The following is a 15,676-nucleotide window of genomic DNA, read 5'->3' as shown; positions in this document are numbered from 1 at the left end:
TTCATTGACCGACTGCGGTTAGGCGGCGGCAGATCACGGGAAGGTTAGGCACGGGGCTAGCTTCCACGATCGAACGCTACGAGCGCGTTCGCTTCAGTGAAGGCAAAGACGACCAAGCTCCAGCAGACCAACTCGAAAGCAGCCGCAATCAGCGCCAGGAAGCTGCGGCGAACAAACAACACCATGGAACGGCAGAGGAGAGAGCATCAATCGTTTGATCGAGCTGTTTGGCAGATTGAATCTTAGACTGTCGGCGCATTAATCCTGCAGTCATAAGGGATATAATGCATTTTTTTGCACCCTTGTGCACTGGAAGTGCAGATATGCTGCGATCGTGGCCTTACCTCGAACTGGCTGAGGAGCGTTTCAACGACCGTGACGCCTGCTGTCAAATAACCATGTTGTATCGCGAAGCGTTTTGCGGCCGCTAGCCGTGGGGGGTCCGCTCCCAAGATAACTATATGATGTCCTCAGTCCTAGGCGCCGTCGTATTCCTTGTCGGGGGTTAACCTGACGAATCTTCTCAATAGCGTGTGGCCGCGGCGAACGTCGCCCTCGTCGAGGAGCAAATTTCAACTAGATATCGATGTCGCTGGCACCGTGCTTTCGGCGTCAAGGCTCAGCTACTCGGCGGTACCTCACATCGCGTCGGCATCCACCACGAAGACGTGACCTGACATCCGCGCACCCAGATCCGACACCAGAAAGAGGAGCATGGCGGCGACATCATCGGGTCGCACCGGCGTGCCCATAGACGAAGCGGCGAGCAAGCGGGCGCGGACCTCCTCGGGCTCGACTGCCTTCTGCGCCGCAGTCTCGGCGATGACGCGCTCCATACGGTCCCCGTCGACGAAGCCTGGGCAGATGACGTTGACACGGATTCGTGAGGGGCCCAACTCCTTCGCGAGGCTTTTGGTCAGACCGATGACACCCCATTTCGACGCGTTGTAGGGCGAACGCCGCGCGTGGCCTTCGAGCCCTGCCGTCGACGAGATATTGACGATCGCGCCGCCGCCCGCCTTGCGCATGAAAGGCGCCGCGAGCCGGGCGAGCAGAAAATGGCTCGTCAGGTTGATCGCCAGCGTACGGTTCCATGCCTCGAGCGCGATCATTTCGGCGGGCTCGATGGGACCGGCTATGCCTGCATTGTTAATGAGAATGTCGAGCCCGCCGAGCCGCTCGACCGCACCGGCGAAGAAGCGCTCGGTAGCAGCCGCATCGGCAAGATTACAAGAGAATGCGCCAACGGCAGGAGAATGTCGTTCTATCTCCGCAACCTTCGCCTGATCCATGCCGCACACTTCCACCCGGGCTCCCGCTTCCGACAGAGTTTCGGCAATAACGCGCCCGATACCGGATGTCGCCGCGGAGACGATGGCTCGTCGGCCGGAGAGAGAGAGAGAAAGAGCCATGAACCGTGCTCCAAATCAGGTGCCATAAAGGAGTTTATAGCCGCAGCTTGAAGTTTTTCTTTCTAAGCCGGCCCTGCTGGCCGAACCGGCCTGCGTGGCGGCAGCCCGCAACTGTCCGTTCTGAAGTCTGCAGACTTAAGCATCCCTTTTCCCGGCCATGTTTGCGGCGTTCGCCATGACGCCGGTGAGTTCGCGCTGCGCCAACTCCGCCATGTAGAAAAGGCGACCCGATGGAGCCGGGGCCGGATTTCACAGACCTTGACCTGCTCCATCTGGCCCCCGCCTGACGGAGACAACTGTTGATCACGCATGTCATGACAAGGGAGCTCGAACGTCGCAGCGCGCAGCTTCTCATTCGCGACGAGCTTCGAATGGAGGTGCGCACACAGCACGACGCGGTGCACATTCTCGGGGGGTCTTGTTCGAAGGTTTATTGGCGACGTTCGTCGCAGACCAGAGACATTAAAATGGATCAAGTCTTCACCATTTTTGCACCTTGTCTCCTATCACTATGCGATACTTAGAGCCCAATTCTTGGTACATCACAAACAAGGGTCGAGACAACTACCGACTCTAGTGAGGAACAATTGGAGAAGCGGGTATGCGGCAGCGAGAGCGATGGCTCGCGTTGCTTCCTGCAGGTCTTGTCAACAAAGTGATCGACGCGACCTTTAGCCAGATGCCGGCAGACGGCCAAGCGCTCTCTTTCGCAGAGAACGTTGGAGATATTTCGAGCTGGCACGCATCGTCTAATGCACGGTTTTGACGATATCGCCGCGCATACCGAGTTGGCGAAGGGGCGGATCCGGCCCCGGCATCAACGTCCTGGACGCCGGCTCTGTGGGTTCGGTCAGGCCGAACGGTTCGAGTTTGGTCGCCCGGCCCGAGCTCAAGCCGGCGCAGTTCGGGATCCTCACATCGGGGTCTGCTTCACGTATGTTGATTGATCGTCGTCGGATGCCCCAACCTGCCGTGCTAACAGCTGCTGAAGCTGGCATGCATGTCCTATCGATACAGCCCAAAAGGAAGCGCCGGCCATCTACTCCGTGGCTACTGGCGCTGCTACAGCAACGCCCCTCACGCGCTCTAGGCAGACCTATTTGACTTGGTAGCTGCCCTGGCGCGTAGCCAATGGTTTAGCTCGATGGGAAACCAATCGAACTTCCCGTACGATTCTTACAGAATCTCCGGTTCGGCTCAATTTCGCCAAGCCTGCTGTCGAGCGAGGTGCTGCTGAGCGGTCGGCTGCATATCCTTTAGAGGTTAGTATGGCGCATGAAATGCAACAGCGGATCGCTCGCTTCGATGGTGGTCACCCGATTGAACACGCTCGGATGAACGCGCCGTATTTTGATGCAGCTAGAATGGGCGGTGTCATGGCTGGCTATGGACGTGGACGTACGGGTGCTTGGGGCGACAGGCCGCTTGACAGTTGCCCACAGGTAATTGACTTCATAGGAAGCTCTTATCTGGGCCTCGACAATCATCCGGTGATCGTCGCTGGGGCGATCGAGGCGATCGAGGCGCAGCGGTCATTGCACTGGTCCTGGGCCCGAGCCCAACTCAATTTCGATTTGCTGCGAGAACTTGAAGAACGTCTTTCCGAAATGTTCTGCGCGCGTGTGCTCGCCTTTTCCGATGTCATGCTCGCCAATCTAGCTGCGATGCCCATCCTTGCTTCGGGCCAATTGACCGGCGGAAGGAAGCCCGTCTTAGTGTTTGATAGCTTTGCGCATAACTCCCTCGCCTGTCAGCCGATGGCAGATAAAACGTGGGTGAAAACGATCGCCCACAACGACATTGACGCTCTCGAACGCTTGTGCCGTGAAAATCTCGTGGTCGCCTATGTATGCGAGGGTGTTTATTCTATGGGAGAGTATTCGCCCATCAAGGAACTCCGTCAGCTCCAGGAACGTTATGGGCTCTTTCTCTATATTGATGATACTCACGGCTTATCGATCTTCGGATGCCATGGCGAAGGGTTCGCGCGCTCTCATTTTCCGCAAGAGCTCAGTGAACGGACGATCATAGCAGCCTCGCTCGCCAAGGGCTTCGGTGCATCGGGCGGAATATTGATGTTTGGAACCGCCGACCACGAGTCGCTGTTTCGACGTTACTCCATTCCCGGTGTCTGCTCGGCGGCACCCACTCTAGCGGCGATCGGTGCGGCGCTTGGGTCGTGCAAGATTCACCGCTCGGCAGAACTCGGGCAGCGGCAAGCGCGACTGGCGCAACGCATCGAGCTCTTTGACCGTCGTGTCGCAACCGTTGGGCAAGGCAATTCATTGCCGATCAGAACGATCGCCGTCGGATCGGAGGCCAATGCGATCGCAATCGCAAGAGGGCTTCTTGACGGCGGTTTCTATACCTTGGGGACGTTCTTACCAACGGTCGGGCAGCGGAAAGCGGGAGTTTGGGTATGGATTACAGCCGAGCACGCGGCCCGCGACATAGAGCGACTATGCAATTGCATCTTGGAAAGAGTGGCAGAAACGACCGGGAAGCCCTACCCTTTGAGGTGATGTGACACTTTGCGGACCAATTCGTGGAGTTACTTGGTAAAACTAAGGCGTATCGGTTACTGGGGAAGGCAACGCAACGTGGAAGCCTTCAATCCTCGGGCCGTCGCTGCGGAGGGTCTATGTCCAATTGAAATACGCGCTGAACATCTCAGTTCAGTTTTCCGCAAGGGGAATGCTCCACATTCGGGACATTGGCGCAACCGTTGGCACTCGGGTCTTAGAGCTCGCTAATCCCTCTGCACTCACGATGATCATTGGAGAGCCTTGCGCGCGACGCTGTGCCGATGTGGTGGTAACCGAGACCTGGAACGATGGACCAGACCCGCGTTGCAACAGGATCGACAAGTCTATTTTTGATGTTCAAGAAGGACCACGGGCTGAAATTGTGTGCTTTCAATCGGATTGTAGATGTTCCTTCAAAGTCTGGTCATGTGTGTTACGTAATGTGGCCCAAGATTGTTATTAAGTCACGACCCTCGCGAGCGACCTGCTTCGGCGGTGGCTATTGCAAAGACGCAGCAGACGAATCTAAGCTCAGACCTACTCTGTAGAGGGCCTCACGGGCGCCACGAAAGCGTTGCTCCTCGACGCTGGCGAACGCCGGTTGAAATCAGCAAGGATCGGCGTTCTGTTATCTCCCTCTGGTGTTCACCGGCTATCGCGTCGCGCGATCGCTTTCCGCGCTCGGTAGCATCGAGAGGGCAACAAGTTCCTTGAGCGATCGATTCGCGGCGAACTGGCACGAGCGTTCCGCCTGCGCGGGACGAAACACATAGTCTCGTCCTTTTCAAACAAAGCACGCACGTCTCTTTTGCGGCATGCCGATTGCTAGCGCTGGCTAAGTATCCGTTACGGCCATGGCCGCTCCGCAATCACCGCCCAGGAGATCAGATGAGACTTGCTCGATTGATCCGGATCAATGCAATGGACGCTGCACTGTTGAGTGCGGACCCGCCAATTGAACCTTGGCCGCGTCTGTCGCGCGCGTTGCTGTGTCGTTCGCTCAGCAGCGGGCAGCTCTGTCGGTCTTCGACGGGCCTCAGATTCTGGCGATCGATTTCCCAGGTTGGTAAGGCGCAAAGAAGATGATAACGGCAAAAACGGCCTGTCCGGAACTGCACATCCCCAAGACCTTTTCAGCAGCTCTCATAAATGCCCGTCTGACGCGGCAATTGTACGCTCAAGATCTGCCCCAGGCCTGTGAAGCGGGGGTGCTTGCTAGTCGCCTGCGGCGGTCGCTCGAGGTCTTGGTAACTGGACAACGGAGCATCTCAACAGCTGAGGGTCGGATGACCCGGATTATTCAGTTCATTTGCTGTAACCTTGCTAGAGAGGGACTCCGTCCTCTGCATGCAGCGAAGGAGTTCAAGTGCTCCTCGCGCACGATCCACAGAACCTGCGCTGACAATGGAACGACTTTCCGAAACGTGCTTACGGAGATCCGCCTGTCTGTTGCCGCCTATCGATTGTCCATAGAAGAGGAATGCATCTCCGAGGTCGCTTATTCATCTGGATTCGCAAGCTTGGCTCACTTCTCTCGACTGTTCAAAGCCCGCTTTGGCCTCGCCCCAAGCGACTACCGAAGGCGATCTGCAAGGCAGACGTGAACTCGCAGCTCAATGGTTCGGATCGTAGCGCATCCGAGATGATACCGCGCGTCCCAGTTCGGTCGGAGCGAGCTCGAAAGCTTTCAGCCTAACACCGTCTGCCCGTTCTTGACGACGGTAACTTGGCGCTCTCGAACATGACCTTCGAACGAAATCGAGTTGCCGTCCTTCCATAGATTGATCGTGATCGTCTCACCAGGGAACACCGGGGCCGAAAAGCGCGCGCGATGACGGCGGAAAGCACAGGGATCGTAGTCGGCATAGGTCTGCAACACGGCCCTGCAGGTCAGGCCATAGGTGCACATACCATGGAGAATCGGCCGGGGAAAACCACCCCGACGGGCGAATTCTGGATCGCTGTGCAAGGGATTCCGATCACCGGACAGACGATAGATCAGAGATTGGTCGGCGCGGATCGGGATATCGATTGACCTGTCCGGAGCTCGGCGGGGTACCTGATGCGGTTCGCCCTCCCCCTTCGAAGGTCCGCCAAAGCCACCGTCGCCCCTCGCAAAGGTCGAAGAAGTGATCGTGACGATCTTCTCACCATCGCAATCCCTGACGATGATTTCGTTCTGAATGATCGCACCTTTTCCTTTGCCCTTGTCGTACACGCCGCGCACGCGAGCATCTGCGGTAACCCTGGCTATGACAGGGATCGGCTTGTGAAAGGTGATGTCCCGTTCACCGTCAACAAGCAAGACGCGGTTGAGGTCGATGACTCCCGGTCGTGCCCCCCAAACGCAGACCGAAGCAAAGGTCGGAACGACCTTCAGTGGCTTGGGCACTGCAAATGTCTCGTTAACAAATTGCAGCTCCTTTTCGTTTAGAGGATCTGAGCCCATGCCGATGCCAAGCGCATAAAGCATGACCTCACGATCGCCCCACGAATAGGGAGCGGAATCGGTTTTGAGATTGAGTACGGCTGGGTAGTCGATTGGCATCGGCACTCCCTTTGTTGACGTTGCCGCACAAGGACGGCAACGAGAGCTTGCACCCCTTTTCCCATCACCCGTACCGAAGGCAATTCAATCGCGAGGTTTGACGCCAATGAATGGTTTCGCCGGGTGGTTCCAGTTCTGTATCCTGCCAGTATAGCGGCTGCTCGACTGGTTGTTTGTCTGAGAACGACAAGGGGTGCAATTTCGTCGCATTTCGGTCGGCTATCCGCCCTCGAGCGGGGCTGAGGCCGGCACTGGCAGGATATTGTCATCGCAAGCACGGCAGGCGCGTTTGGCACAGCGGGTACGAGCATTCGGAACTGCGCCGCGACCAGGTCCAGCCGATCCCTTCGATCCTCGCCAATCAGGAGTAACCGGATGATGCGCTCAGGATCGCCCTGGAGTAGGAGGCGCCACGCTAGGTCGCGGCAACGGCGCGCACAGACGGTTCCCCCGCTCCTCCTCATAAGATGACGGTCAATCCGAACCGAAGGACGCCGCAGGCAACAGGTAGCGGTTCCTACACCCGCCGATCGTCTAGGCGATCGCTGTGCGATCTGTGAGACGATACAACAGCATTGGCCCGTTTGCGCGCGCCTCCAGTTCGACTACGCGATCAGGGATCGTGACCAAGAGCGGGGTCTCAGATTGCAAGACACTAAAGAGAGTCGCGGCCAGAGTTGCTGGCTTACCGGACGAGGCGATAATGATCGAATGAAGCCCCTCGTCCCGTCCATTCATCAAGGCGCTCTCGATCGCTCGAAAGTTGGTATCTAGATCTGTTCGCCCAACGATCGGTACCCTATCGGGATCAACGTCTATGTGTCTACAACATTTCTGGAAGACAGGTAACGCCGTTGGAAGCGCAATCGCTTCTGATTCGAGCACGATGTCGACGCGTGCAGGCTCAAGTTCGAGAAGCTTCGCCATGGTCCGCTGGTAGTCAAGGCCGCAAAGCATTATTATGTGGCGACCAAGCGCTGACTTATATTTTCCCTCAGCATATGGAACGGCAGAGAACAAAAACTCCACGTCGTTGATGTCCTGTTGAAAATCGGATCCCGCGAAGACTTCATTGAGCGGGAAGGCTCGATACAGGTACTCGAAAGACTGGTACAGGACGTCAATTTTCGCAGCAATTCGTGTTCTGATGAGCATGCCGAGCAATGCGGCGAAGAGCGCCTTCGGCATGGAGTTAGCGTCGATAACGACGCGCACCTCTCCGTTCGCGCCGTTCAATACTTTCGTGATTTCGTCCCGCGCCTCCATAAGCAGGCGCGCCACACCCGCCACGGAGGCCACGTCGTGCCAACATACCGTAGTGAACTGCAATAATTGTCTCCGCACCTCCGATGTTTCGATCAGCATCCCCCTGGTGTTGAAAAGCACTGGGCTGACGCCGATTGCATCACGCCAAGCGGGGGATCCAATTCGGTCGAGCGTGTCTTGGCCGACAAGGGCGACGGTGTACCCGTCCTCGGGTGGCCTATCGGCGACTTCAGCAACTGCGATTTCAAACCAACCAACTCGTTTCATCAAGCCCATCCACTGTGATGCTATGATCAGAGAAGGTCAGATTGAACGGCAGCGCTGTTCGACGAATCCTCGTCTATGTCGCTGAATCCGCCCATTACTCGTTGCGCCCAATTTTTTTGGGAAACCCGACGAGACTCGACAAATTCAAGAAAAAATGGAGCGGTACATCCACCACCCTCTGAGGTCCGCGACTGGATATATTGAACGCAGGCGCAGCAAGTCGATGCAGGCGAAATGCAATCAACGTCCGTACCACTCGCGCCCGCGCTTGACATGAACTTACCTTCGTGCAGCCGGATAATTCCCTTGTACTGACCGATATCGAGCGCCCGTCGAAGCAACTCAACCTGGCTCGTTTGACGCCTAGTAGTGTTACTTCGGTCAAATCGAGCCGTATTATACCTCGCTCAGGCAATGACAGCGCACGTGCGCGATCTCTTGACTGCAGCAGGCGTATGAACTCGCCTACGCCGTTAACGACATCGGCGAGCACGCGTTCGGCACGTACCGTAGGCACATCAAATTGCTCGATATAGTCACGGCTCGCTTCGAAAAAGCCGCGGCTCTGCTCTCCAACCGGGATCTGCCTAGTCGCTGAAGCTGCTGAGAAATAGTCAAACGGAGGGCGCCGCGACTGACGCTGGTGAATACCCGTGCGAGCGCTCTCATAGAGGCAAGCGAGAATTCTCAAGAAATCCCGCACGCAGCCGTCCGACATTGCGGCAAGCGCGTTAGTACCAGCGTACGGCACAGCGCGCCCGAGCTCATTGGATGCGCAGACCAACGCCGCTACGTTTTTCTGTCGGAAATAATTGTCGACCTGTTTGGGTGTACGAGAGCTCAGGAAGCTTACAAATTTGTTGCGGTCAGCTTCAAACAGCGAGATGAATATATAGGTGTGGTAAAGGTACTTGCGTGGATCGGCCGGTCGACTTGGGCGACTGCCCGTCCTCTCCGCTGAGTTCAGCAGTGCTGCAATGTAGTCAAGGTGTTCGTATATCCGCTCGCGAAATCCTTCGCTGGACGTTGTCTCGAGAAGATGATCGAACAACACGCTCACGTTAGGATTGCCCAATACCTTATCATAGCCGGGCGAGCGAAGCTCCTCTTGGTCGTCGCTGGCTGGCGGCAAACCAACTCGCATTTCATACAACCGCAGACAAAGCCGGCGGAACGCCTTGGGCTCCTTAGCGTAATTCAGATCGATACGTTCGACATCATGGCCCGAAAGAGGCGCATCTCTGTCGCTCGACAATCCAGCATCATAGTGATTTGAGACGAACGACAAATTCCATGAGATTGGGGCTGTGTTAAGTTCGATCAGACCATTTAGGAGAGCTTGATCATCTCGTCGAAATCGATGAACATCATCGAGCGAAACCTTGACATGGAATCTGTGACCGCGGCTGTGTAGCAACTGGCTGTCGGCCAAGATCCGGCAAGCGGTCCGGTAGAATTGCACCGGCTGCACGCCCTGAACCAGCGCAACGACTCTGTCGGTATAGAGTCGCAGGCTGTTGATGCGCACGGCCATGCACATCTTGAGAAGCAGTGACGCGCACGCAAGTAGGCTATCAGGCTTGCTTGAGTTGGCGCCAAGCTCGAAAGCATTTAGCCAGAGCTGCTGCCAAAACGTCTCGACAAACTCCATTTCTTGCTTGGCGTCATAGGAAAGTATGTCCTTACGTCGACATTCATCGATCGCCTGGAGGGAACGCGCAATAGCGGTAAAGATGAGATAGGTGAGGGAAGGCCTGCGCATGTATGCGTGAGCCGTGGTGGAGGACTGCCTCAGGTGGCAACGTAGTAACCGGCGCCAGTAGCGGCAGATAATCAGTAAATTCGTGCAAGATGTTGATATATACGCCAATGCACGACGTCGGCAGCGCATCGGGATTGAGAAATTTGTACGTTTTCTTAAATGGCGCAAGGGGATCCAGACAGTTCAGAAGCGCCGTTTTTCCTGTGCCGCGAAGACCGCTTATTAGACACGCCTTTGTGGAGGCAGCAATCGATACACTTGGAGGCACCCAAATGTTGTGCGAGATCTCGGTCTCCCACCGGTGCTGCGCGAAAGGATTGTCGGATTTGGTCCAGCTTCTCATACTGCAGACCTGATGTTCCACTGTTCGGGTTTCCGGTGGCGGTTTGCGATCTCAACCAAGCCTAGCCACTCCAGTTCGACCACGGCACGTTCGACCGCTTCAGCTTGAGCACTTGAATATGCCTTGCATAACTCGTTGAAGTGGAACTGGCTGTTCGCGGAGAAGGTCTTGTAAAAAATTTCCCGAGCCAGCTCGGTTATGGCGGCAATGCGATGCTTGCCTTGGCGAAAAGGAATCTTCCGAGGCGATGGTTTCGAGATCTTGCCGAGACCGTCTTGACGAATTGGAATAACAACTATCCCGAGTGGAACACCATTCTCGTCGAATTCGACCTCGAGGATGTTGTACCCGCTAGAGAATTCGGGAGCTGATATCGATATAACGCAGCTATCTGGCCTTTCTTGAGAGTACACGATTTCAATCGGATTCTGATGAATGTGGCCATGCAAGTAGACTATTGGAGTTTCCTTAGTTGAAAGAAAGGCACGAAGCTCACCAGAATTGACGAGTTCACTGAATGGTGCCACGCGCGGTATAGGTTGCGGCAACAGACTGTGATAGCCAACGACGATTTGGACAGCATCCGGTCTCCGGGAGCATTTCTCCAGCTGCAGATCAAGCTCATGAAGTGTGGCCCCATCAATCACCGGCGCATCTAATTGCTCGGTGAGATCGAAGAAGTCGGTGATGATATTCTCGGCAACCTCCGATACGCCGCGCTTAAACAGGTCGGCGAGTTGCGCGGCCAGGTCAGCCTTTGTCTTCTCAGGAAACGACATATACTCACCGCAGCCGAGGCAACTATTCAAACCGTATAGAATCACTTCGGAATCGTCGACTGTGAGAGACACCCGGCTGACGGTATCTCCCGAAATATTCTTGTGGCCTAGCGCACCGAGTGTATTAACGTAGTGCTCGAATTTTGAGCTTCTTGTGTCTGGGGTGGTCGGACACCTCGTGCGGTCGACATCATGGTTTCCAGGGACAAATAAGGCTTTGACACGCGAGTCTTTTCCCAGAAGCGGGCTCAAAATATTCCTCTGCACATAATCAAGACACGAAGTGAGGCCCGCGAGCTGACTGGAAACGTTCGGGCTGCCAGTGGTGTAATCACCCATGAAGACGATGCCATGAAAGTATCCCGAGGTATACTGTGAGAGCGTCTGCGTGATCTTCTGGAAGCGCGCCCCTTCCGGAGCGATCTCGCCCGAGATATCAAATGCGTCGCGCTTTAGATCGGCGGAGGGCCGGCTGGTCGTCGCGCTCGGATAGTGAATGTCGCCGATCTGCAGAATTCGGACCGTAGTTGTACTTGTCACTACATTCCCCAACCAGCCGGCTTGTTACGATTCAGATGCGGACAGCATGCAGCCTTTGGCGTTGATAGCGAACTGAGCGAGCTCGCAATTGCCCTATCGGCCGAATGTCATCCGGAGTGATAGGCAGGCAAGAGCGACCCTGGGAGCGCAACAACGGTTACTCAAACTCGCGCATGTCTTCTTGATCACATGTCGACAACAACACGAATGTAAGACTCGCATGCCAAAGCGGACCGTGGACGTTATCCAGCTCGCAACGGTTCGATCCATTTTCGATCGCGCCTCGCCACACACAGCTCTATGATTAAACATCAATCATTCAACGAATGCAACTTCAACGCACTTTTGATATCCGTCCCTATGTTTAGTTGATGCAAAAACGCTGGCGTGGAAGCAACTGAGCCAACCGCGAGAGGCGCGCTTCGGCCAACGTTCGATCTGATGCGGGCCTGGTTCAAATTTGAAACTCTGCTTCCGACTACGATTTGATGCTCGTTGGCCGTAGGTCACTCAAATTGGTTGGCCCCGCTCTGGATGGCGATCGTTGCCGAACAGCGCGGCGCCGAACCAGACGCCGATGCCGTCGACGGGTCGGAACGCTGACCGGATTCATTTCAGAACGGTGGCATCGCGTCAGAGCCGCCGTCTATATTCTTCTCTCCACTTAATGATATTTTTGTCCCCTGTTATCAAATGCGATCTTCGTTCCTTCAAGGACGTCGACGACGGCCCTGTTCATCAGGCCGTCTTCGATCGAGCCTGACCGATAGCAAATACGCGCGCCGCTTTTCCTATCGAAGGTTGCGTGGATGATCTGCTCGGCGTCGCAAACCACCGCCAAATTTGGATTGTGAGTGACCATAATGATCTGCCGAGACTTCTTGGCCTCATTGAGGACCGGCACCAGCAGACTTACGACCGTCTCATTATCCAGATTCTCCTCAGGCTGATCGAGCACAATCGGATTACGGCCCTTGTCGACCAGAAGGTAAAAGATCAATAGAAGAGCGCCGCGCTGCCCAGGTGACAGCTGTTCGATCTGGGTATCCTGAAAGAGCAACGTATACTTCGGCTCAAGGTACTGAAGGCCAAAAAGATAATTGTAGACCTCTACCGGATTCTTGTCCTTTCGCATGAGGACTCTGATGCCTGGGACCTTGCTGGCTGCCTTATCGGCGCTCTCCGCCAACAGGAACGCCATCTCCTCGGCAAATCCAGTCGCGTCGTCGGCAATCTCAAATCCATATTTCTCAAATCGGCTACGAACCGCAGCGAAACTCTCGTCCTCGCCTCTGAGCTCGCCAATATTCTGCTTGATCGCGCCAAATAGGTTTGTTGCGATCGCGTCGGGAGAGCCGAGGAGTTTAGCTTGGAATTGAAGTTTGTATTCATATCGGACCAGAGAATTAGTCTGAATCAGGTGCTGCAGCGGCGCAAATAGCTTTTCCCGTGCAGCGCGCTGCTCCTCCAGTACCGCAAATATCTGGGCTGTAATATCCAACCGTGATGCTCGCTTTTGTGTGAGCACCGTCGGCAGCTCCTTTATTTGGGCGAGCCTCCGCTGCAACCCCTTAAGAGTTTCGGGCTCTGTCTCCGAACCTTCAATGTCCTCCAAGGCGGTTTGCCATTCCGTTAGCGCTTGCGTGTACTTTTGATATTTCTGCTGCGGCTCGTTCAGTGTCTCCGAAAGCTGCTTTTGTTCCCCCACCAGCGCGGCTTCTGCTGCTACACCGCTTGCGATCTTTCGCCCAATCTCCTCGTCACTCGTGGCTAGCGCCCGCTGCTGGAGAATCAGGACATTGCGCCTAACGGCCAAAGTAATCAGTTCATCTACCTTCAATCCGGCAGTGGCGAGATCGTCAGCGATCTCGCTCACGAAATTGTCAAACTGCTTTTGAAAGAGGTCGATGCGCTCGCCGATACTGCGGATCGATCGCTGCCTTCTACCGTTGACTTGTCTGTCATCGGCCGCTTTTCTACTCTCGTCCTTAAGTTGCTGCAGCGCCACGCCGATTTCTGCAAGCCTGGCGCTAGCCTGTTGCTGATCGGCGTCGAGTTCGGCTGCTGGTTGTTCGACCACCGTCGGCTTAATCGCCGCGTGCTCCTCTATCTGCTTCAGCTTAAGTCGGATCTGCTCCTCGACATTCTTCTGCATATTGGGATGAAGCTGATCTTCGATATCGACGATCTCCTCATTGACCGATCGCAGCGATTTGCGAAGCTCGCTCGCCCGAGCGCGAAAAACGTTCTCTTGCTTGTCAATGAGCTGATCGAAGCTCAGAGCATCAAGACGCACGTCGGTCGGGACATGCGAGAAGATGACGTCGCGGAGTTCCTTCTCGAACTCGTCCGTCTTTCCCGATACATGGTCATTACATAGGGCTTCGAACCGTCCTTGGGGGATGTAGCGAACGAGTTCGACGCGTTCGACGGATGGGTCGTCGGCCAGACTCATCTCGCAGGGATCGCCAGCAAGCCAGGATAGCTCGCCAACGAACTGGCGTGCCGGCTCCCCCGCCTTTCCGCGGAAGCGATCCCGCTTCAGAAACGAGAAGTGAGCGCTCTGCTGGGAGTTGCCCAGTAACGCCATGATGTCAGCGAGCGCGCTCTTGCCGCTCCCCTTGTTGCCGATGATTGCAATGAGGTCGAAATTCAGAGGAATTTCGGTTCCGTCGAGCCAAATATCGGCTAGCTCGCTATCGGGAACTTTGTTCACGCGTATTCGATCTATGTAGAACGTCTTGTGTCGATTAATCCGCTCGAGCTTCGGTGGGCGTTCACCAAGGAATGAACGTTTGGCCGGCTCTTTCAGAGCCTGCAACAATCCTCTCCAAGTTGGATCAGCCTTAATCCAGGTGCGCTTGCCGGACGGAAACTCTCCATAGCCACGCTTATCGTTCGTGCCGTTGCCGCGATAGCAGTGAGCATCGCTGCCGGAGACGGCGAGCCGAGGAATACCTTTCAATGCAGCTTGAAAGTTGCCGAGCCATTTCTTGTTATTTGTCGTCTCGACCCCGCAGAAGGCTGCCCAGAGATCGGGATTTCTTGTTTCAAATATCGGGGACGATTCGAACAAGGCGAGCGCATAAGCGTAGTGCTCAGTCCAGTCGACTGAATTAAGTCCGTCGTTGGTGGAAAACGGCATAAAGCCAACCGCTCGACCACCAGGCACGAGGCGAATTGCCTTCTTATACGAATCAACGTTCACTTCAGCGATCTTGCAGCCAGCGACGAACGCCGCGCCATCGTCCGAAGCAATTTTGCTTTTTTCAATGCCGTGTTTCGCCAATTTGTCTGCGCCTGCATATCGCGCGTACTCGATGAGTGCATCGCGAGACAGAGGTTGATCAATGAGCTCGAGCTTCAACCGAGAGAGAAAATCGCGGAGATGTTGGTCGCTGATCTCATTTGAGAATAGCACGTGGGCATTGAGTCTCCCTTCCATTGGCGCGGCCAAGCGCAGTTCAATGCCCGGGAAGACCGTCTTGGTGAGTGCAGGTGCATTGGCTTGCGCCAGCCGCGCTTTCAGGGCGAACCAACCATCAAAGGTCCAATAGTCCATAAGCCCAAATGCTACCGGCGCGGCGTCATTGAGGCCACTGATCATCTCGTCGACCAGCTGTTCATTTCGCTCTGTGATGATTCCGAACTGCTCGCCATTCCAGTGAAAAGACGCCGGCGAGTGGATGTGCAAATCCCACTCCCGCCATTCAGACCCCCGCGCGTACATACCTTCTCCAACTGCCAGCTTAGGCATCTAGAAATCGGAGCGGTCGCCGGCGTCCAGACGCCGTTGAATCATCATAGAGCCCGCTCTGCGTTCGTGCGTCGGTAAGCCGCTGGCGACGCATAATGGCCGCGAAAATCGGCCATGGATTGAAGAAATCCCGCAAATTTGGACTCTCGTTGCGACTTCGACGCATCGGGCACGATCGACCGCTCGTCTGAATGGTCGCTGTCAAATGCACGCACCTGCGCGCGCTTTCGGCGCTCGCAACGGCGTCCGGTTCGCGAGCAGGTCGTGAGTTCACGGCGAAACGCGCCCCGGCTCTGAGCAAATAGGCCTGATTGATGGCTTGGTGACCGATGCGCATCGGCTTGTCGTCCGCGAAGTCAATCGGCAAGCGTTCAGCAATCTAATCCGGGCTTTAAGCTCTCGCGATTCTCGATCCGTTCTCGGGCCGCACCATCAGCCTTCACAGAACGCGGGGCTTGGAGCGGGGGCGCTGCTCGA

General features: G+C 55.7%; 8 protein-coding genes. 2 read left to right on the top strand and 6 right to left on the bottom strand.

Features of this window, described 5'->3' with window-relative positions; translation table 11 throughout:
* Window positions 1-638: 638 nt before the first annotated feature.
* Complete coding sequence (locus AAFG13_RS36865; RefSeq protein ID WP_342709942.1) at window positions 639-1,412, bottom strand: SDR family oxidoreductase; 774 nt, start codon at window positions 1,410-1,412, stop codon at window positions 639-641.
* A gap of 1,268 nt (window positions 1,413-2,680) precedes the next feature.
* Here AAFG13_RS36865 and AAFG13_RS36860 point away from each other — a divergent pair.
* Together AAFG13_RS36860 and AAFG13_RS36855 are read left to right on the top strand one after the other, a co-directional pair.
* Complete coding sequence (locus tag AAFG13_RS36860; RefSeq protein ID WP_342709941.1) at window positions 2,681-3,934, top strand: aminotransferase class I/II-fold pyridoxal phosphate-dependent enzyme; 1,254 nt, start codon at window positions 2,681-2,683, stop codon at window positions 3,932-3,934.
* A gap of 1,085 nt (window positions 3,935-5,019) precedes the next feature.
* On the top strand, window positions 5,020-5,541 hold the full coding sequence (locus AAFG13_RS36855; RefSeq protein WP_342709940.1) for an AraC family transcriptional regulator: 522 nt from the start codon (window positions 5,020-5,022) through the stop codon (window positions 5,539-5,541).
* 83 nt (window positions 5,542-5,624) lie between these two features.
* Here AAFG13_RS36855 and AAFG13_RS36850 read toward each other — a convergent pair whose 3' ends face one another.
* From AAFG13_RS36850 to AAFG13_RS36830, 5 genes are all read right to left on the bottom strand, one after another.
* Complete coding sequence (locus AAFG13_RS36850; RefSeq protein WP_342709939.1) at window positions 5,625-6,485, bottom strand: MaoC/PaaZ C-terminal domain-containing protein; 861 nt, start codon at window positions 6,483-6,485, stop codon at window positions 5,625-5,627.
* A 534-nt stretch (window positions 6,486-7,019) separates the two neighbouring features.
* The gene (locus AAFG13_RS36845; RefSeq protein ID WP_342709938.1) at window positions 7,020-8,018 is read right to left on the bottom strand and encodes a hypothetical protein; all 999 of its coding nucleotides are present in this window, start codon (window positions 8,016-8,018) and stop codon (window positions 7,020-7,022) included.
* A 94-nt stretch (window positions 8,019-8,112) separates the two neighbouring features.
* Complete coding sequence (locus AAFG13_RS36840) at window positions 8,113-9,780, bottom strand: hypothetical protein (protein WP_342709937.1); 1,668 nt, start codon at window positions 9,778-9,780, stop codon at window positions 8,113-8,115.
* 339 nt (window positions 9,781-10,119) lie between these two features.
* A complete protein-coding gene (locus tag AAFG13_RS36835) occupies window positions 10,120-11,442 on the bottom strand; it encodes a metallophosphoesterase (protein ID WP_342709936.1) in 1,323 nt (440 codons plus the stop codon).
* 664 nt (window positions 11,443-12,106) lie between these two features.
* A complete protein-coding gene (locus tag AAFG13_RS36830) occupies window positions 12,107-15,172 on the bottom strand; it encodes a TrlF family AAA-like ATPase (protein WP_342713479.1) in 3,066 nt (1,021 codons plus the stop codon).
* Window positions 15,173-15,676 lie beyond the last annotated feature (504 nt).

The sequence above is a fragment of the Bradyrhizobium sp. B124 genome (assembly GCF_038967635.1).
GTDB lineage: Bacteria > Pseudomonadota > Alphaproteobacteria > Rhizobiales > Xanthobacteraceae > Bradyrhizobium.
Note: the sequence above shows the minus strand (reverse complement) of the source record. Positions and strands in the feature narration are given on the sequence as shown.

Excerpts from the sequence above, each read along its gene's own strand:
- AAFG13_RS36855 (WP_342709940.1), top strand. The coding sequence starts at position 5,020 with ATGATAACGGCAAAAACGGCCTGTCCGGAACTGCACATCCCCAAGACC.
- AAFG13_RS36830 (WP_342713479.1), bottom strand. The coding sequence starts at position 15,172 with ATGTACGCGCGGGGGTCTGAATGGCGGGAGTGGGATTTGCACATCCAC.
- AAFG13_RS36860 (WP_342709941.1), top strand. The coding sequence starts at position 2,681 with ATGGCGCATGAAATGCAACAGCGGATCGCTCGCTTCGATGGTGGTCAC.
- AAFG13_RS36865 (WP_342709942.1), bottom strand. The coding sequence starts at position 1,412 with ATGGCTCTTTCTCTCTCTCTCTCCGGCCGACGAGCCATCGTCTCCGCG.
- AAFG13_RS36840 (WP_342709937.1), bottom strand. The coding sequence starts at position 9,780 with ATGCGCAGGCCTTCCCTCACCTATCTCATCTTTACCGCTATTGCGCGT.
- AAFG13_RS36845 (WP_342709938.1), bottom strand. The coding sequence starts at position 8,018 with ATGAAACGAGTTGGTTGGTTTGAAATCGCAGTTGCTGAAGTCGCCGAT.
- AAFG13_RS36850 (WP_342709939.1), bottom strand. The coding sequence starts at position 6,485 with ATGCCAATCGACTACCCAGCCGTACTCAATCTCAAAACCGATTCCGCT.